At 62.2% G+C, this 19,409-nt stretch carries 15 protein-coding genes; 5 read left to right on the top strand and 10 right to left on the bottom strand.

From position 1 onward, the window contains the following. The first annotated feature begins 97 nt into the window (after nt 1-97). The gene (locus tag FHX14_RS00700; protein WP_184375417.1) at nt 98-1,294 is read left to right on the top strand and encodes a multidrug effflux MFS transporter; all 1,197 of its coding nucleotides are present in this window, start codon (nt 98-100) and stop codon (nt 1,292-1,294) included. 140 nt (nt 1,295-1,434) lie between these two features. Beyond that, the gene (locus FHX14_RS00695) at nt 1,435-2,727 is read left to right on the top strand and encodes an MFS transporter (RefSeq protein WP_184375415.1); all 1,293 of its coding nucleotides are present in this window, start codon (nt 1,435-1,437) and stop codon (nt 2,725-2,727) included. Nucleotides 2,728-2,737: 10 nt separating this feature from the next. Here the strand turns inward: FHX14_RS00695 and FHX14_RS00690 are convergent, their stop codons facing one another. The 5 genes from FHX14_RS00690 to FHX14_RS00670 all read right to left on the bottom strand — a co-directional run bounded on the left by FHX14_RS00690 (nt 2,738) and on the right by FHX14_RS00670 (nt 9,799). After that, on the bottom strand, nt 2,738-3,775 hold the full coding sequence (locus FHX14_RS00690) for a LacI family DNA-binding transcriptional regulator (protein WP_184375412.1): 1,038 nt from the start codon (nt 3,773-3,775) through the stop codon (nt 2,738-2,740). Nucleotides 3,776-3,855: 80 nt separating this feature from the next. After that, nucleotides 3,856-4,896: a LacI family DNA-binding transcriptional regulator gene (locus FHX14_RS00685; protein ID WP_184375409.1), complete on the bottom strand. Its 1,041-nt coding sequence runs from the start codon at nt 4,894-4,896 to the stop codon at nt 3,856-3,858. Nucleotides 4,897-5,049: 153 nt separating this feature from the next. Then, nucleotides 5,050-5,367: a hypothetical protein gene (locus FHX14_RS00680; RefSeq protein WP_184375406.1), complete on the bottom strand. Its 318-nt coding sequence runs from the start codon at nt 5,365-5,367 to the stop codon at nt 5,050-5,052. Nucleotides 5,368-5,741: 374 nt separating this feature from the next. Next, nucleotides 5,742-7,640, bottom strand: coding sequence for an ABC transporter ATP-binding protein (locus FHX14_RS00675; RefSeq protein ID WP_184376222.1), 1,899 nt, complete (start codon nt 7,638-7,640; stop codon nt 5,742-5,744). 197 nt (nt 7,641-7,837) lie between these two features. Next, nucleotides 7,838-9,799 carry an ABC transporter ATP-binding protein gene (locus FHX14_RS00670; protein WP_184375402.1) on the bottom strand — a complete coding sequence of 654 codons (1,962 nt, stop codon included), beginning with the start codon at nt 9,797-9,799 and terminating at the stop codon, nt 7,838-7,840. A 123-nt stretch (nt 9,800-9,922) separates the two neighbouring features. Here FHX14_RS00670 and FHX14_RS00665 point away from each other — a divergent pair, with 123 nt between their 5' ends. The 3 genes from FHX14_RS00665 (at nt 9,923) to FHX14_RS00655 (ending at nt 14,240) form a co-directional block, all read left to right on the top strand. Continuing rightward, nucleotides 9,923-10,540: an NAD(P)H-dependent oxidoreductase gene (locus FHX14_RS00665; protein ID WP_184375401.1), complete on the top strand. Its 618-nt coding sequence runs from the start codon at nt 9,923-9,925 to the stop codon at nt 10,538-10,540. Nucleotides 10,541-10,835: 295 nt separating this feature from the next. Next, a complete protein-coding gene (locus tag FHX14_RS00660; protein ID WP_184375399.1) occupies nt 10,836-12,242 on the top strand; it encodes an FAD/NAD(P)-binding protein in 1,407 nt (468 codons plus the stop codon). Nucleotides 12,243-12,311: 69 nt separating this feature from the next. Then, a complete protein-coding gene (locus FHX14_RS00655; RefSeq protein WP_003595040.1) occupies nt 12,312-14,240 on the top strand; it encodes a PAS domain-containing sensor histidine kinase in 1,929 nt (642 codons plus the stop codon). Between the two features lie 17 nt (nt 14,241-14,257). On the opposite strand, the gene FHX14_RS00650 is transcribed toward FHX14_RS00655, so the two are convergent. The 5 genes from FHX14_RS00650 to cyoB all read right to left on the bottom strand — a co-directional run bounded on the left by FHX14_RS00650 (nt 14,258) and on the right by cyoB (nt 19,391). Further along, nucleotides 14,258-15,451 (bottom strand): acyltransferase, encoded by a 1,194-nt coding sequence (locus FHX14_RS00650; RefSeq protein WP_184375397.1) that lies wholly within the window; start codon nt 15,449-15,451, stop codon nt 14,258-14,260. 107 nt (nt 15,452-15,558) lie between these two features. Continuing rightward, on the bottom strand, nt 15,559-16,317 hold the full coding sequence (locus FHX14_RS00645) for an SURF1 family protein (RefSeq protein WP_184375395.1): 759 nt from the start codon (nt 16,315-16,317) through the stop codon (nt 15,559-15,561). A gap of 46 nt (nt 16,318-16,363) precedes the next feature. Next, nucleotides 16,364-16,765: a cytochrome o ubiquinol oxidase subunit IV gene (cyoD, locus tag FHX14_RS00640; RefSeq protein ID WP_003595044.1), complete on the bottom strand. Its 402-nt coding sequence runs from the start codon at nt 16,763-16,765 to the stop codon at nt 16,364-16,366. After that, on the bottom strand, nt 16,762-17,382 hold the full coding sequence (gene cyoC, locus FHX14_RS00635; RefSeq protein WP_007628222.1) for a cytochrome o ubiquinol oxidase subunit III: 621 nt from the start codon (nt 17,380-17,382) through the stop codon (nt 16,762-16,764). Before cyoC ends, cyoD begins: the two co-directional genes overlap by 4 nt. Nucleotides 17,383-17,387: 5 nt before the next feature. Further along, nucleotides 17,388-19,391 (bottom strand): cytochrome o ubiquinol oxidase subunit I, encoded by a 2,004-nt coding sequence (gene cyoB / locus FHX14_RS00630; RefSeq protein WP_003595047.1) that lies wholly within the window; start codon nt 19,389-19,391, stop codon nt 17,388-17,390. Between the last annotated feature and the right edge of the window lie 18 nt (nt 19,392-19,409).

Raw genomic sequence — 19,409 nt, 5'->3', positions numbered from 1 at the left:
GTCTTCCGCGCGAACGATCATTATTACCTCCCTTAAGAGCCATGCGGCGGAGCGACCGTCCGATGCTTCCGCTGCGCTTTTATGAAAGATCACCCTTATGACGGCTTCCTTCTTTCGCATGGCCCTCATTCTCGGCCTTCTCTCGGCCATCGGGCCTTTCGCCATCGACATGTATCTTCCCGCGCTGCCCTCGATCGGCCAGGACCTGCATGCCGATAACAACGTCACCCAGCTGACACTTCTCGCTTTCTTCATCTCCTTTGCGCTTGCTCAGCTCGTCTACGGGCCGCTATCGGATATGTGGGGCCGCAAGCTGCCGCTCTATCTCGGCATCGGCGTCTTCGCCGTCGCCTCGATCGGCTGCGCGCTCTCGACCAATATCGAAACGCTGATCGCCTTCCGTTTCGTCCAGGGCATCGGCGGTGCCGCCGGGATGGTCATCCCGCGCGCCATCGTCCGCGACATGCATACCGGCGTGCAGGCGGCGCGGCTGATGTCGCTGCTGATGCTGGTGTTCTCGATCTCACCGATCCTGGCGCCGCTGACCGGCAGCGCTGTCATCGAATTCTATGGCTGGCGCGGGGTGTTCTGGGCCGTGACGATTGCCGCCTTCATCGGTCTTGTCCTGCTCGCCACCCAGCTTGAGGAAACCCGGCCGGCCAAGGAGCGCAGCGGCAGCGGCCTCCAGAGCGCCATGGCGGCCTACCGGCTGCTGCTTTCCGACCGCAATTTCCTGACGCTGACCTTCATCGGCGGCCTCGGCATTTCGAGCTTCCTCGTCTATCTCGCCAACTCGCCCTTCGTGCTGATCCAGCATTATGGGCTGACGCCGACCGAATACAGCTTCGCCTTCTCGATCAACGCCGTCTCCTTCTTCGCGGTGTCGCAGGCGACCGGCTGGCTCGGCGAGCGTTTCGGCCTGGTGCGCGTGATGCGGATTGCGGTCAGCGCCTTTGCGCTTGCCATGGTCGTCATGGCCGTGGTGATGGCCTCCGGCTTCAACCAGCTGCCCGTCATGGCGAGCTTCCTGTTCATCGGCTACGGCTTCCTCGGCCTCGTCATTCCGACGAGCGCGGTGCTGGCGCTCGAGGATCACGGCGCCATCGCCGGCACCGCCTCGTCGCTGATGGGCACGCTGCATTTCGTCATCGCCGCCGTCGCCATGGTAATATCGAGCCTGTTCTTCGACGGCACCGCGGTTCCGATGGCCGCCGGCATCGCGCTCTGCGCCTTCCTAGCCTTCGTGCTGACCCAGGCCACGATCGGCCGCCGCGCCCTCGCTGCTGCCGAATAGTCAATGACAGGCCGCACCCATCCCTTGGGTGCGGCCACTAATCAGGGTTGCGATACCGCAGAAAATACCTCGCGCGATTGAATATTGGCGGCCAGCGCTATTTAAGCCATGACGCAACATGATCATTCCGGAGAATACGCATGGTCAATGAGAAGCGGCTGATCTCGAAAATCACCTGGAAGCTGATGCCGTTTCTCGGCATCCTTTATCTGATCGCCTATATCGACCGGCAGAATGTCAGTTTCGCCAAGCTGCAGATGGTCGATGCGCTGGGCATGAGCGAATATGCCTACGGCCTGGGCGCTTCACTGTTCTTCATCGGTTATTTCCTTTTCGAGGTGCCGAGCAATCTATTCCTCGACAGGCTCGGCGCCCGCATCTGGTTCGCCCGCATCCTGATCTCCTGGGGCATCGTCACCGTCGCGCTCGCTTTCACGCAGAATGCGACGATGTTCTATATCCTGCGCTTCCTGCTCGGCGTCTGCGAAGCCGGCTTCTTTCCGGGCGTGCTTTATTTGCTGACGCTGTGGTTTCCCTCGGTCTATCGCGGCAGGATGGTCGGGCTGTTCATGATCTTCAGCGCCATCGCCAATGCCGTCGGCGCACCGCTCGGCGGCGTGCTGCTCGATCTCGACGGCCTCTACGGCTTTGCCGGCTGGGAATGGGTTTTCCTGGCGACCGGCATTCCCGCCATCATCGCCGGCATTGTCACCTTCTTCTATCTTCCCGGCCGGCCGGAAAATGCGAGCTTCCTGACCGGTGAGGAAAAGGGCTGGCTCGAACGCCGGCTCGCCGCGGAAAATGCCGGCATGGGCGAACATGCCGGAAACGGCTTCAAGGCGCTGATCGACCCGCGCGTCCTGCTGATGGCGCTCTGCTATGTCGCCTTTCCGCTGTCGGCCTACGGGCTGAGTTATTGGCTGCCGACCATCGTCAAGGCCTTCGGCGTCAGCAACACGGTCAACGGCTTCCTCAACATCATTCCCTGGCTGCTGGTGGCGGTGGCGCTCTATGCCGTTCCGGCCATGGCCGACAAGGCGCAATCGAAGACGCCCTATATCGTCATTCCCGCCTTCATCGGCGCCGCCTGCCTGCTGCTCTCGGCGCTGATCGCGAACCACGCGCTGCAATTCGCTTTCCTCTGCGTCGCCGCAGCCGGGATCTTCGCGCCGCAGCCGGTGTTCTGGAGCTTGCCTTCGCGTTTCCTGAAAGGTGCAGGGGCCGCGGCCGGTCTTGCCGCCATCAATTCGGTCGGCAATCTCGGCGGTTTCGTCGCCCAGAACGTGGTGCCCTGGATCAAGGATCAGAGCGGCAGCACGATCGCGCCGATGTTCTTCCTCGCCGCCTGCCTTGCCGCCGGCGCCCTCTTGGTCTTCTTCGTCACGCGTCAGCTGTCGAGCCGGGAGCCGCCCGCGGCGCCGAGCCGGGTATGAGCGAGCCGCTTCAATCGGTCAGGGTGAAAGCATCGCTTTCGCCGGGAACGAGTTCCAGCGGCCAGATCCGGTTGCGGGCGCCCTGCGGATAGTGCTCGGCATAGGCCGGCATGCTGGCCAGCAGGGTTTCGCCGAGCTGGGCGCCGAGATCGCGCAGCGACATGCGGAAAGAGGTCAGCGACGGCTGCAGGAAATGCGTGCGCGGCTCCTCGCGGAAACCGACGACGGCGAGGTCGCGGCCGGGCACGATGCTGGCTTCGGCCAGCCGGCGGTAAAGCCCGATCGCCATCAGCTCGTGGATCAGGATGATCGCGGTCGGCCGATCCTCGATCATCAGCAGTTCGTGGCCGGCCTGATAGCCGCCCTGTTCGCTCGACTTGACGCGGATGACGAGGGCGGGATCGAAGGCAATGTCATGGCGTTTCAGCGCCTGACGGTAACTGTCGAGGAAGATGTAGCCGAGGTTTATGTCGGAGGAGGGAGCGGCGACCGCGATCCGCCGATGGCCCTTTGCCACCAGCCGGTCGACGCCGCGGGCCGCCACGCCCTCGAAATCGAGATCCATCCAGGTATAACTGCCGCCCGACGCGCTACGCCCGAGTGCCACGAAGGGAATGCGGGCCTTTTCCAAAAGCTCGATGCGCCGGTCGGTGCGCCGGGTCGCCGAGATGATCAGCGCGTCGACAAGCCGGCGCGCCACCATGCGCTTCAGATATTCGTGCGGATCCTCGTCATCGGGGCAGGGCAGCATGACCAGATCGAGCTTGTGGCGGGAAAAGACGCTCTGCAGCCCGTCAGTAACGCCGAGGAAGAAGTCGTCGCTGTTTTCGACCGTCTCGCGGCTGACCTCGAGCATCAGCCCGATGACGTTGGTCATGCCCTGGCGAAGGCTGCGACCCGACTGGTTGGCGACATAACCGAGCTCTTCGGCAGCAGCGAGCACGCGCCGGCGCGTTTCGTCATTGACGTCGGGCTTGCCGTTCAGCGCCCGGGACACGGTCCCGATCGAAATGTCGAGATGCTCGGCGAGCTGGCGAATTCCCTTCATCTCCGACGATTTTCCTCCCGATCGGATCGCATTTTCCTTTCTTGCCACAGGATGGCGCCTGCGAAAAGTCAAGGGAGGGATTATGGCCTGAAGCTCTGGCGGATGACCAGTTCCGGAATGACGCGTTCGGAAGCCGGCGGAGCGTCCGAGTTTACAAGCCGCCGCTCCATCAGCGCGACGGCGCGTTGCGCCATAACTAGCGGGTCCTGGCGGAAGGTGGTGAGCTGGTAGCTCAGCCAGGCGGATTCCGGAACGTCGTCGAAGCCGATGATGGCGAGATCTTCCGGAATGCGCAGCCGCGCTTCCTGGCGCGCGACATCCTTCAATCCGAAGGCGATCAAGTCGTTGGCGCAGAAGACGGCGTCGGGCTTTATTTTTTCTGAGAACAGCGCGCGGCCGGCGGTGACGCCGCCCTGATAATCGGAATCGTCGCCGCGTGCGACAACGACGGATGCGCCGAGCGATTCGGCCGCCGACAGGAAGGCGCTTTCGCGTTCGAGGATCGCAGGCGTTCCCGAGTTGGAGCCGATCACCGCCAGCCGCCGCCTGCCGCCTTCGTAAAAGGCCTTCGCCGCCCTGCGCGAGGCTTCGGAATTGCCGGCGTGCACATGGTCGGCGTCGGGCTCCGAACGGCCGATGACGACGAGCGGCTGACCGTTTCGCTGTGCGAGTTCGAGGAAACTTGCCGGCGGCGAGCCGGAGAGGATGATGATCGCCTCGGCGCGGTGGCCGATCAGGATCTTCTGGGCGGCAAGAAGCTCCTCTTCCGTCTGGCCTGTGTTGACGAGGATCGGAATGCTGCCGCGGCGGATCAGCGATTTGGCAAGGGCTGCGGCAAGATGCGCGCGAAAACCCACTTCCGGTCGCGTCGCGACAATGCCGACGAGGCGGCTCTGATTGGCAAGCACGCCGCGCGCCAGATCATTGACGTGATAGCCGAGTTCTTCGGCCGCCCGCAGCACCTTTTCCCGCGTGGCCGGGGCAACGCTTGCGCCCGGCGTGAAGGTGCGCGACACGGCGGAGCGCGAAACGCCCGCCCGTTGCGCCACCTGCTCGGCGCTGACAAAACGCATGCGCTCTTTTTTCCGCATTTTGCCGTCGTTCACGGGACCATCATTCATTGGTTCTCAGCTATTGCTCGTCTCTGACAGTGGCATGACAGGCGGTGGGGCGGGCGGAGTATTTTTGCAGAGAAAAGCCGAGGCTGCGGAAGGCAGCCTCGGCCGATGGATAAAAGCAGCGGCGATGAGATCACGCTGCCAAAGCTTCAGTGTTTACTCGCAGACCCGCACGGTTTCGGCGTGGTAGCCGCCGTCATAGCGGTTGCGGACGTCGCGGTCCTCGTACCAGCATCTAGGCTGCGGTTCGACATAGCGCGGGCTCTCCACATAACGCGGGCCTTCATCGACGTAGCGAGGGCTGCCATTGGCAAGCGCGCCGCCAATCAGGCCGCCGACAACACCTGCGGCGACGCCGCCGGCGATGATGCGGCCGGTATTGTTGTGGTGGTGATGGTCACGCGCGGCAGCGGGCTGAATAGCCGATCCCACAAGGGCCGTCGCGATCAACAGGCTGCTGATAATGCTCTTCATAATGTTCTCCTCAGTGGTACCGGCCCCCGATTAAGAGGAAAATGCGGCAGCAAGGCGTTGGTTCGTTCAATCTTTGCAACATGCGTTAATGCATGTCATCCGCCTTTGGTCATAGAGTCTTTGCTGGTTAGATTGAAGCATTCTGCCGGGGCAGGTTTTCATCAGGGCAGAGGCGATTGGCGAAAATACCCCTTGGTAAGTCCGAGCCGATCGCCTCTGATCCTGGCTAGAGATGCCCGGCTCTTCGAGTTGGCTGAAACGGGCCGGCTAATCGACCGGCCGGCTTAGCCGTAGAACTGGGCTACGACGCTCCGGCCGGTCGACCATCCAGCTCCGTTTGAGCCAACAGAATCTTCAGCCTAACCAGGAAGGCTCTAGGTCGCCGATTGCGTTGCCGTCGTTTCTTCCAGCACGTCTTCGGGAATATCGTCGAAGGAGGCGTAGTTGAGGTTATAGAGCCTGGAATAGAGCTTGCCGTTCTTCATCAATTGCCGGTGGTCGCCGCTTTCGATGATCTCGCCGTTCTGCAGCACGATGATGCGGTCGGCTTCGCGGATGGTCGCCAGGCGATGGGCGATGACGAGGCCGGTGCGGTTTTCGAGCAGCTTCACCAGCGCCTTCTGGATCAGCATCTCGGTATAGCTGTCGATATTGGCGGTCGCCTCGTCGAGCACCAGGATCTTGGCATCCGCTACCAGCGCGCGGGCAAAACTCAAAAGCTGGCGCTGGCCGAGCGAGAGATTGCCGCCGCGTTCGCCGAGAACGCTGTCGTAACCATCGGGCAGGCGCATCACGAATTCATGGGCGCCGACCGCCTTGGCCGCCTCGATCACCTGTTCACGCGTCGCCTCCGCCTTGTGGTAGCGGATGTTTTCGAAGACGGTGCCGGTGAAGAGGAAGGGCTCCTGCAGCACCATGGCGATCTGCGCGCCGAGCGAATCCTGCGTCAGCTCGCGCACATCGTGGCCGCCGACCAGCACCTGGCCCTGCTGCACGTCGTAGAAGCGGTGGATCAGCGACATGCAGCTCGATTTGCCGGAGCCTGTCGGACCCACAAGCGCCACCGTCTCGCCAGGATTGACCTTGAAGCTCACATGTTTCAGCACCGGATGTTTCGGATTGTAGCCGAAGACGACGTCCTTGAATTCGACCGAGCCGTCCATGTCGCGAGACAGGGCTTTGGCGTCGGGCGCGTCCTTGATGTCGACGGGCACGTCGAGCACCTCGGTCAGCCGCTGGCCGGAAGCCATGGCGCGCTGCATCACCGAATATTGCAAGGTGAGCGAACGGATCGGGTCGAAGAAGCGCTGGATGTAGAACAGGAAGGCGACAAGCACGCCGACATCGAGGGCCTGGTTCAGAACGCGGGCGCCGCCGACGACGATGACGAGCGCCATCGCCACACCGGTCAGGCTGTCGACGATCGGCACCATCACCTGGGCATAACGGGCCGCCGTCAGATGCGTCCTGAGGTTCGCATGCGCCTTGTCGTCGTAAAGCGTGAAGTTGACGCCCTGCCGATCCATGCTCTGGACGGCGCGGACCCCGTGGATAGCTTCGGCAAGCGCACCGTTGGCCACCGAATTGGTCTCGTGCGCGGCCATGAAGGATTTGCGGGCGAGCGGCAGCCAGAACAGCCGGACGATGAACAGCACCGGCAGCACCGAGAGCGTCAGCAGCCCCAGCTTGAAATCGAGATAGAGCATGACGAAGACGATGCCGAAGAGCAGCACGATGTCGCCGACCGAGAGAACCGAGGTTTCGAGGAATTCCTGCATCGAGTTGACGTCGCCCTGCAGGCGCGACATTAGCCGTCCGACCTCGGTTTTGTCCATGAACGAGAGCGAGACGCGCTGGAGATGCGAAAACATCGCCCTGCGGATATCGAAGAGCACGTCTTCCGCCACACCGCCGACCAGCGTCTCCTGCGCGTAGCTTGCCGCATAGTTGATAAGGATGGCGATGGCGAAGGCGGCGATCGACCAGATCAGCGCCGAAGGGCTGCCGCCCGGCGACATGCCGTGATCGATGGCGTAACGGATGATCAGCGGGATCAGCAACTGCATCATCGTGAAGGTCAGGACGGCGACGACCGACCAGGCGACCTGGCGGCGATAGGGGTGAACGAAAGCCCAGATGCGCTTGACGATATTGCCGTCGAAGGCCTTGCCGAACATCTCCTCCTCGACGCGATGCGAACCGACGACTGCCCGCGGCGGGCGGCGTCCATCCTCGCGAACGTCGGGACGCTCGGTTTCCAGTTCCTCGGCCATCGTCGTTCCTCCTGCGGCCATCGCATCGGGTGGCTCGCACATCAATTGCCTGTCCTCTTCTCCCCAGCGGGGAGAAGGTGCCCGAAGGGCGGATGAGGGGGCCACACGGCACGCCCTCATTTGTCCTTCGCTATCGCGCCTCGCCCCTCATCGCCTCGCTTTGCTCGGCACTTCTCCCCGATGGGGAGAAGAGGAAGTCACGCGCTCAACACTTCGTCGCCAGGCCGCACCTGCAGGTCGTAGAGCGCCTTGTAGCGCCCGCCGAGCGCCAGCAGCGCCGCATGCGTTCCGCGCTCGACGATCCGGCCGTCTTCGACGAACAGGATCTGATCGGCATGCATCAGTGAACTCAGGCGGTGGGCGACGATGATCGTGACGCGGTCGGCGGCATAGCGGCGCATGGCGCTGCGGATGCGCTGCTCGGTGGCTGCGTCGATCGCCGCCGTCGAATCGTCGAACACCATCACCGCCGGCTTCAGCATCAGCGCGCGGGCGATCGAAAGACGCTGGCGCTGGCCGCCGGATAGCGAAACGCCGCGCTCGCCGACGACGGTGTCGTAGCCGGTGGGCAGGCCGAGCACGTAATTGTGCAGCTGGGCGCTCTCGCTGGCGCGCTCGATGCGGCCTTCCTTCGCCCAGGGGTCGCCATAGGCGATGTTGTTTTCGATCGTCGTGGTGAACAGGAAGGAATCCTGCTGGACGACGGCAACCGCCCGGCGCAGCGATTGCAGCGTCGCCTTGCGGATGTCCTGGCCGTCGATGGTGATCTTGCCGCCGCTAACGTCATAGAAGCGCGGGATCAGATGGGCGATGGTCGACTTGCCGCTGCCCGGAGGCCCGACGATGCCGATCGTCTGGCCGCGCCTGGCTTCGAAGGAGACATCATGGAGCACCGTGCGCTTTTCCGAGCCGGGATAGGCGAAGCTGACATTCTCGAAGCGCAGCACTCCGCCGGTCACCGCCAATTCCCTGGCATCCGGCTCATCCTTGATCGCGATGTCGAGGTCGAGCAGGTTGAAGAGGCGTGAGCCGCAGGTGGAAGCGCGGGCGAAAGCATTGACCATCAGGCCGAGCTGGCGCACCGGCATCTGCAAGATGGTCATGAAGGTCAGGAAGGAGGCGAGCGTGCCGACGGTGATCTCGCCCGACATTACCTTGCCGCCGCCGACGAAGAGCACCAGGCCCATCGCCGCGAAGAAGGAAAAGGTCATGGCGCTGGTATTGGTCACACGGATGCCGACGCGCTGATGGGCGAGCGCCAGTGCGTTTTTCGATGCCGCCTCGAATTTCGACATTTCGTGGTCCTGCGCGGCAAAGGCGCGCACGACGCGGATGCCGCCGAGATTTTCCTCCATGATGCGGGTCAGCACCGACAGCCGCTCCTGCAGGTCGAGCCAGGTGGCGCGCAGCCTGAGCTGCGTCACCGAGGAGCGCCAGCCGACGAAGGGCACGAAGGAGAGCGCCAGCAGGCCGAGCACCATGTCGGTCGACAGCAGCATATAGGCGCCGATGCCGATCAGGATCGACAGCAGGATCATCCGGACGAGCGCCGTGGAAAAATACATGCGCACGCCTTCGAGATCAAGCAGGCCGATGGTGATCAGATCGCCGGAATGCACGGTGTCATGGAAGCTGAAGGAGAGGCGTTGGATCTTCTCGTAGCAGGCCAGCCGCAATTCGTAGCCGATGTGATGGCCGACGGCTTCGCTGTAATAGTTCTGGACCATGGTGAAGAGGCCGCGCAGCACGCTGGCGCCGAGCAGGAGCAGCGCCGTGGTCAGCAGCGCGTCCTGTGCCGCCTGGCCGGCCGCGCCGCCGCTCATCGCCATCTGCGTGTGGTCGACCGCCTGGCCGAGAAGCCGGGGGATCATCAGCTGGAAGGTGGAAGCAACCAGCGTGGCGCCGATCGCAAAGCCCGATTGCCAGGGGTGACGGAAGGCCATCATGGTGATGCGCACCAATGTGAAGAGGCCTCGGCCCCAGCCTGCCGCAGTTGCAAGCGCCATCGAAGCCGAAGGCTTCGTCGCGCGTATTAACGCATCGCTGCTCACGGTATTTTTTCCAATAGATGTGTGATCGGACGCTGGCCCGAAAAGACGGCAAATCCATGAAAGGATTGATAGCACCGTTACTTTTGCCGATTCCATTTGAGCGTTCAAGTAAAGAATTCACCAACTGGTTATTTTTACGTGAGGTCCCCTCGTATCCCCATGGGAACAATCGGCGCGCGGGTGGGTTGCGGCAGACAACCCCCGTCAGGCAATCATTTCCGGAGAGAGACCATGCCGCTGAAAGCCCTCGCTCTCAATGCAACTTTGAAATCAAGTGATGCCAAGGAGCCGTCTTCGACCGACCGGATGATCGGTCTCATCGACAAGGCGCTGTCGGCCCATGACGTCAAGACGGAGGTGCTCCGGCTTGCCGATTTCAACGTCAAGCCGGGCGTCACATCGGACGAGGGCAAAGGCGATGACTGGCCGAATATTCGCGCCAAAGTGCTCGCCGCCGATATCCTGATCATGGCGACACCGATCTGGCTCGGCCAGCCCTCCAGCGTCTGCAAGCGGGCGCTGGAGCGCATGGATGCTTTCCTTGACGAGACCGACGATCAAGGCCGCATGGTCTCTTATGGCAGGGTCGCGGCGGTCGCCGTCGTCGGCAACGAGGATGGCGCCCATCATGTGTCGGCCGAGATCTACCAGGCGCTGAACGACGTCGGCTTCACGATCCCGGCCAATGCCGTCGCCTACTGGGTCGGCGAAGCGATGGGCTCCACCAATTTCGTCGATCTCGACAAGGTCCCGAAAGTGGTGACCAAAGCCGTCGACATGCTGGCCCGCAACACTGTGCATCTGGCCGCCCTTCTGAAGGCGAAGCAATATCCGGGCGAGGACGGCTGAAGCCGAACAGACGTCTCGCTACTTCTAAAACCTATTATCATTCAACAGCTTGAATTGCCTTTGCAAGAAAGCTCTTGCCATACGGGCGATTTGGCGCTTTGATACACGACTAGTTTAATAGACTATAGAGCGAGCGTTATTGCTCCGCTCGGGCACTTTCGAGGCCTCCGGCCCGAACCTCGATCCTGCGGCAGATGTTCATGAACGGCCGCTTGAACCTCATCAACGCGTACCCGCTTTTATGCGTTGAAACCTTGATCGACACACGTGCGGATGAAGCCGCAAAGGAGTTGCGATGACGGTTCAGGGACTTTTTTCCGCCAGAGCCAGTGCGGCGGCGCAAATATCAGCCGTGCCGCGTATTGCAATCGTCGGCCGGGGCTTTTCCGGCATGATGGCGGCCATAGCCTTGATGAAGACGCTGCGCGCGCCTTTCCATTTGCAGCTGTTCGATCCGAATTCGTCGGTCAGCGGCGGGCAGGCGCTGGCCTCGGCTCGGGCCTCGACGATCCTCAACACCCGCGTACGCGATCTCTCGGTCTCGGCCGGCGATAATGACGATTTCAACGACTGGCTCTGCAGCAATGCCGACTTCCGCGCCGCCGTGCCGGCCGCTATCCCCGGTTTCCGGCAGATCTTCGTGCCAAAGGAAATCTTCAGCGATTATGTCTACCAGCGCTTCTCGGAAGCGCTTGCCGCGCGCCGCGACATTACCGTCCAGGTCTGCAACGATCCGGTCGTGGCAATCCGCAGGAGCCATGGCAACCGCTTCCTGCTCGAAAGCGCCAATCCTGCCAATCCGCTGTTCGATACGGTGATCCTTGCCACCGGCTACGGGTTGAGCGATCCCGATGCCGGCGAGCGGCAGGCTTCGCCGGTCAGGGCCCAGCGCCTTGTGGCAAGGCCGCATGCGGTGCTGCTCGGCAGCGGCATCCGCGTCGTCGACCAGTTGCTGCAGCTGCGCGATTCCGGTTATGCCGGCCAGGTGACGATCATTTCCCGCCGCGGCTTCCTGCCCCAGAGCCATACGCCGAATTCTGCCGATCCGGTATTTCCGGCCGAAGCGCTGCCCGACAGCCTTCCCGACATCGTCCGCTTCATTCGCCAGGCCTGTCGCGAGGCTGAGGAAGAGGGCCGAAGCTGGCAATCGGTGATGAACGGCCTGAGAAAACATGCCCGTTCGCTCTGGCGCTCGCTGCCGGCCCCCGACAAACATCAGTTCAACCGCCATTTGCGGGCAATCTACGACAGCCATCGCAACCGCCTGCCGGAGGCGATGCATCTACGCCTGACACGCGAGCTTGCCGAAGGCCGCACGGTGCTGCGCCGTGGGCGTGCCGGCCGCCGGGGCCTGAGCGGCCTGTTTTTCACGCCGGCCGGTTCCTCCGCCGAGGAGATCATCCAAGCCGAGCGCATCATCGATTGCCGCTGTCAGGCGCCGGATCTTTCGGCGCCCCTGATCCAGAGCCTGTTTTCCGCGGGCCTTGCCATGCCGGACGAGCTCTCGCTCGGGCTGGCGGTGAATGCGCGCGGCGAGCCCTTCCTCGAGGACGGCTCGGCGGTCGCTGGACTTTTTGCAATCGGTCCGCTTGGGCTTGGCAGCCTGCCTGATATTGATCTCGTGCCCGAAATCGTCTCGCAGGCCTATGCCGCTGCCGAGCGGGTCGGCGAGCGGTTCTATCCGCAGGTCAAGGCCGTCTGAAAGTTGAGGCCGCTTCGGAACCATCCGGCCGCCGCCGCGTTATCATGCGCTGGTGACTAAGAGGGGCTGATGGAATCGCTGAATCGACAAGACCCGTCTCTTAACGACGAGGGACGTTTTCGCCTTTTGGTCGATGCCATCACCGACTACGCCATCTACATGCTCAGCCCCGAAGGCATCATCACCAGCTGGAATACCGGCGCTCAACGTTTCAAAGGTTACAAGCCTTCCGAAATTCTCGGCCAGCATTTTTCCCGTTTCTATCTCGAGGAGGACCGCGCCGCGAGAACTCCGGAGCGCGCGCTCGCGACCGCGAAGGAGCAAGGCCGGTTCGAGGGGGAGGGCTGGCGCCAGCGCAAGGATGGCAGCCGCTTCTGGGCCCATGTGATCATCGATCCCATCCGCCATCCCTCCGGCGAACTCATCGGTTTTGCCAAGATCACCCGTGATCTGACCGAACGCCGGGCTGCTGAAAACGCGATCCGCCAGAGCGAGGAACAGTTCCGCCGGCTTGTCCAGGGCGTCTCCGACTATGCGATTTACATGCTCGATCCCAGCGGCAATGTCAGCAGCTGGAATTTCGGCGCCGAACGGATCAAGGGTTACCGGCCCGATGAAATCATCGGCCGGCATTTCTCGACCTTCTATACCCTAGAGGACCGTGCCGCCGGCATGCCGCAGACTGCACTCGGCATCGCCCGCGCCGAAGGCCGGTTCGAGAGGGAAGGCTGGCGCGTGCGCAAGGACGGCACCCGTTTCTGGGCCAGCGTCGTCATCGACGCCATACGCGGCGATGACGGCCAGGTTATCGGTTTTGCAAAGATCACCCGCGATATCACCGAGAAGATGGAGACCCAGCGGGCGTTGGAGCAGGCACGCGAAGAGCTGTTCCAGTCGCAGAAGATGGAGGCGATTGGTCAGTTGACCGGCGGTATCGCCCATGATTTCAACAATCTGCTGATGGCCGTGCTCGGCAGTCTCGAAATCCTGAAGAAACGCATGCCGCATGATCGGTCGCTGACATCGCTTGTCGACAATGCCATGCAGGGTGCCCAGCGCGGCGCGGCGTTGACGCAGCGCATGCTGGCTTTTTCCCGCCGGCAGGAACTGCATATGGAGCCGATCGACGTCTCCGGCCTGGTGCGCGGGATGATGGATATGCTGAGCCGTTCGCTCGGCCCCCTTACCAGGATCGAGACCTCTTTCCCCATCCGGCTGCCGACGATCCTGACCGATCCGAACCAGCTGGAGATGGCGATCCTCAATCTCGTCGTCAACGCCCGCGACGCCATGCCGTCCGGCGGCCGGATCCTGCTTCGCGCTGCCGAGGAATCAGTGCCATCGGGCAAGGGTCCGCTGCCGTCCGGCCGTTATGTCCGCATTGCGGTTATCGATGAAGGCGAGGGCATGGATGCAAAGACGATGGAGCAGGCAATTACGCCGTTCTTCACCACCAAGGGTGTCGGCAAGGGCACCGGTCTCGGCCTTTCCATGGTGCAGGGTCTTGCCTCCCAGTCCGGAGGCCGCCTCATGCTGAAGAGCCGCCTCGGCGAAGGCACGACGGCTGAATTGTGGTTCCCGGTCGTCACGCTCGAGCAGGTGGCCGAGGTCACCGCCGACCCGCCGCAACGCGCGGAAAATACGCCGCGCGGGCTGCGCATCGTCGCCGTCGACGACGATGGTTTGGTCCTGATGAATACGACGCTGATGTTGGAGGATCTCGGTCACACTGTGTTCGAGGCGATGGCAGGTCCGGAGGCGCTCGAGATCATGCGCAGGCAGCCGGTCGATCTGGTCATTTGCGACCATGCCATGCCGCGCATGACCGGTGCCGAGCTTGCCGAAGTGATCCGCGAGGAATGGCCGGAGATGCCGATCATTCTCGCAACCGGTTACGCCGAGCTGCCCGAAGGCACCCAGATCGCCAATCTGCCCCGCCTCGGCAAGCCGTTCTCGCAGGCGCAGCTCGCTGACGCGATCAGCCGGGTCGCCTCTTAAAGAGCACGATCGCCCGCCTATGCGCGACGCTTCTCATCGCCATTATCCCCGTCGCGATCGGTTCCCTCCCGGATTTCTGGCGGCGTCAGAACTTGCCGTTCGACCGGGGTGACTGACGGCGCGCCGCTCAGCAGGCGCTTTTCGGTCTCTTGCAGGTCAAGGATCGCCTGTTCGATCCGCCCAGCCGGAATTTTGCGTGCGGTGACACGCCACCGGTGATGCTGCCACAGCCCGACAAGCAGACGTCGGCTCGGGACTTCTATCGTCTCATGCAGGAACCATGCGCCCCCCACCGCGACGACAAGCGCGACCACGATCAACGCCGGTTCCGGCATCAGAGTTTCGAAACTCCGATGCACCAGGAACATGATCGGCACGTGGAACAGATAGAGCGAGAAGCTGATCGTCCCTAGAAACCGCATAGGTGCGGCTGCCAGGACATGGGCTGCGAGGGGAGGTTGTCGTGCAACGAGCGCGACGATGATCGCTGCGGCTAACGCGCTTTGCAGGCTCCAGAATTCGGGGGAAAAACCAGGCACGAGATGCCTGTATGTGAAGAACGCCGCCAGAAGAAAGAGCGTTAAAATTCCGGTGAGGGCGGATGGCGTCCATTTATCCCCGTAGGAATGCATCTTCCCGGCCAGTGCGCCGAAAAGAAAATAGGGGAGCTTGGAAAGGAGCATGATTCCAGGGCCCGGCAATTCGAGCAGACCATCGACGACGACCACCACCGCAAAGCCGCCGATCATCCCGCTGTAGCGGTGCGGGCGGGCCAGGCAAAGCCACAGGATCGGGAAGAGCAGATAGAATTGAATTTCGGGTGGAATTGACCAGAAAACGCCACTCGAGCCCAGAAGAAAGACATGGCGTACAAAGTCGGTAGCGCCGGTGATCGGCTGAACGAAGTCTAGATTCTGCATGCCGGACAGCATCGCCACAAGCAGAACGGCAGCCAGATAAACCGGATAGATGCGGGCAAAGCGGCTGACCAGAAAGTCCAGGACGTTTTCCTTGGTCACCGGCCGCGAACCGTAGAGATGGGCCATCAGAAAGCCGCTGAGGGCAAAAAACAAGCCGACGGCTTCGCTGCCCATAGTCGTCAAATGCGCGGATGCTGATGGAAAGATAAGTCCGACATGCGCCAGAACGACCAGCAGCGCGGCGATACCGCGCAGGCCATCGAGACTGGGAATGTAATCCGGCCGGGTCATGGGCAGCTTTTATATGTTCTGTTCCGGTAAGCAGTATCGGACATCGCTTTACACGGTGTTAATCCGGGTTGCGCTCAAGCCTTGGCGCAACCGCTTGCCGAACCGGCCTATACCCGGCGGCCTCTTCCGATCTCGCCGCGAAAAATGAAGACCAGCAAGGCCAGCGCCATCGCCGCCAGCCCGTACCAGGTGATCGCATAGACGAGATGGTTGTTGGGGAAATGGATGATCGTCAGGCCGCCCACAGGCAGGCCGCTCGGATTGGCAGCAGCGTCGGCATCGATGAAATAGGGGGCGACCGCACCGACGCTGCGCTTTTGCGCGATCGCCGCGACATCGCGCGAATACCATCGGTCGGCAGCGGCGTCGTTGGATTGCAGCAGCGATCCCTTCGGCTCGGTCATCCGCATGAGGCCGGTAATCTCGACCGGGCCTGACAATTCGCCCGCGCGGCGCGTGGCCGGATCGCGTTTGTCGATCGGCACGAAGCCGCGATTGACGAGAATCGCCGTGCCGTCGGCAAGGGTCAGCGGCGTCATCACCCAATAACCCGGGCCGAGCGTCGTGGAGGCATAGACCAGCGTCTCCTTGTCGTTTGCCAACGTCCCGGTAACACGCACCCGCCGATATTCGTCATCGGCGGCATTGACCTTATCCCAATCGGCCTGCCTCGGCGCCGGAATCGGTGCCGCATGCACACGCTGGTCGACGCGGGCGATGAGGTCTCGCTTCCAGGCGAGCCGCTGTACCTGCCAGGTACCGAGCGCTGCGAGGGCTGCGGCAAGCAGCACCAGGCAGACGCAGAAGAACGCCCGTTTTGCCTGGGAAGGCCGTCTTTCCGATGTGTCCGAAGGAGCCGCGCTCATGGGCTGAACCGATGCAGGCGGCACTGCCGCCGGCGCTTCGTGATCATCACGGCATGTTCTTCATCATCTCGGGGCTCATCGGCATCATGTTGGTGTTGAGATGATGCATGACCCAGAGGGAACCGGAGAGCGCGATGGCCACGATGATGATGGTGAAGATCAGCGCCATCATCGTCCAGCCGCCCTCGCTGCGCGGGTTCATATGCAGGAAGAAGACCATATGGACGACGATCTGGATGGCGCCGATGCCCATCACCAGCACCGCTGTCACCAGCGGGCTCGCGAACACGCCAGCCATGACGAGCCAGAAGGGAATGGCAGTCAGGACGACGGAGAGCGCGAAGCCCGTCATATAGCTGCGGAAGGTGCCGTGGCCGGCCTGATGGCCGTGGCTGTGGCCGTGATGGGCCTCGTGGGCATCCTCATGTGCGGGTGCTTGCGAACTCATCCGAGAACTCCCAGGAGATAGACGAAGGAAAAGACGCCGATCCAGACGACGTCGAGGAAGTGCCAGAACATCGACAGGCACATCAGGCGGCGGCGGTTGGCTTCGACCAGCCCGTGCATCGACACCTGCACCATCAGCGTGATCAGCCAGATGATGCCGAAGGTGACGTGCAGCCCGTGCGTGCCGACCAGGGTGAAGAAGGAGGACAGGAAGGCGCTGCGCGTCGGCCCGGCGCCTTCGTGGATCAGGTGGATGAACTCGTAGAGCTCGAGCCCGATGAAGGCCGCGCCGAAGAGGCCGGTGACGGCAAGCCAGAACAGCGTTTCCGCCTTGGCGTTCCGCTCCATCTGCAGCATCGCAAAGCCGTAGGTTATCGAGGAGAGCAGAAGCATCGAGGTGTTGAGGGCGACGATCGGCAGATCGAAGAGATCGGCCGGCGAGGGGCCTGCGGCATAATTGCGGCCGAGCACGCCGTGGGTGGCAAACAGCACCGCAAAAATCAGGCAGTCGCTCATCAGGTAGAGCCAGAAGCCGAGATTGGTGCTGTTCTCCGGATGATGGTCTTCCGTCAGGTAGAATTCAGGCTTTTCGGCCGTGTCGATGGTTTGATCGCTCATGGTCATTACACCTGCTCGGCAAGCAGCGCGGTGCGCTTGCCTTCCGTTTCGGTCACCTCTTCGGCGGGGATGTGGAAATCGCGTCGGTAGTTGAAGGTATGGCCAATCGCCACGACCAGCAGACCGACGAAGGAGACGACGACAAGCCACCACATGTACCAGATCAGGCCGAAGGCGAGCGCGACGCTGATGGCCGAGAGGATGGCGCCGGTGCCGGTATTCTTCGGCATATGGATCGGCTTGAAGCCTCCGAGCGGGCGCTCGTAGCCGCGGTTCTTCATGTCGTACCAGCTGTCATGGTCGTGCACGACAGGCGTGAAGGCGAAGTTGTAGTCCGGCGGCGGCGAGGCGGTCGACCATTCGAGCGTCCGGCCGTCCCAGGGATCGCCGCTGTCGTCGCGCAGTTCCTCGCGCTTCATGAAGCTGACGACGATCTGGATCAGGAAGGCGGCGATACCCAGCGCGATCAGGCCGACGCCGAAGGCGGCGATGATGAACCAAATCTGCAGCGACGGGTCCTCAAACTGGCTCATGCGGCGGGTGACGCCCATCAGGCCGAGCACATAGAGCGGCATGAAGGCGAACCAGAAGCCGATTTGCCAGAACCAGAAACTCAGCTTGCCCCAGAAGGGATCGAGCTTGAAGCCGAAGGCCTTCGGGAACCAGTAGTTCACGCCGGCAAACATGCCGAACAGAACGCCGCCGATGATGACGTTATGGAAGTGGGCGATGAGGAACAGCGAATTGTGCAGCACGAAGTCGGCCGGCGGCACGGCGAGCATGACACCGGTCATGCCGCCGATGACGAAGGTCACCATGAAGCCGACCGTCCACAGCATCGGCACCTCAAAGCGGATGCGGCCGCGATACATGGTGAAGAGCCAGTTGAAGATCTTCGCGCCCGTAGGGATCGAGATGATCATCGTGGTGATGCCGAAGAAGGAGTTGACGGAGGCACCCGAGCCCATCGTGAAGAAGTGGTGCAGCCAGACGATATAGGACAGGATCATGATCACGCAGGTCGCGTAGACCATGGACGCGTAGCCGAAGAGGCGTTTGCCGGAGAAGGTGGCGACGACTTCCGAGAAGATGCCGAAGGCCGGCAGCACCAGGATGTAGACCTCCGGATGGCCCCAGATCCAGATGAGGTTGATGTACATCATCGGGTTGCCGCCAAGGTCATTGGTGAAGAAGTTCGTTCCGGCATAGCGGTCGAGCGACAACAGGGCGAGCGTGGCGGTCAGGATCGGGAAGGAGGCGACGATCAGCACGTTGGTGCAAAGCGCCGTCCAGGTGAAGACCGGCATCTTCATGAAGGTCATGCCCGGTGCCCGCATCTTGACGATGGTGGCGATCAGGTTGATGCCCGAAAGCGTCGTTCCGACACCGGCCACCTGCAGGCCCCAGATATAATAATCCACCCCGACGCCAGGGCTGTAGGCGGCACCCGACAGCGGCGGGTAGGCGAGCCAGCCGGTCTGGGCGAATTCGCCGATGAACAGCGACAGCATGATGATAATCGCGCCCGCGGTGGTCATCCAGAAGGAGAAATTGTTGAGGAAGGGGAAGGAGACGTCGCGCGCGCCGATCTGCAGCGGCACGACGAAGTTCATCAGGCCGGTGACGAAGGGCATCGCCACGAAGAAGATCATGATGACGCCGTGGGCGGTGAACACCTGGTCGTAATGGTGCGGCGGCAGGTAGCCCTCCGACCCGTTGAAGGCGATCGCCTGCTGGATGCGCATCAGGATGGCGTCGGAGAAGCCGCGCAACAGCATGATGACGGCGAGGATCACATACATGATGCCGATCTTCTTGTGATCGACGCTGCAGATCCAGTCGTTCCAGAGCGGCCCCCAGAACTTGAAATAGGTGATGAGGCCGAGCACCGCGATGGCGCCGATGACGACGCCGATGAAGGTCACGACCAGGATCGGCTCGTGATAAGGGATGGCATCGAGGGTCAACCGGCCGAAGACGAACTTCAGGAGGTCAGGATTGGAAAACATGGAACAACCCGTTCATTA

It is taken from the genome of Rhizobium sp. BK619, from assembly GCF_014195245.1.
Lineage (GTDB): Bacteria > Pseudomonadota > Alphaproteobacteria > Rhizobiales > Rhizobiaceae > Rhizobium > Rhizobium acidisoli.
This window is presented reverse-complemented; position numbering and strand designations above follow the sequence as displayed.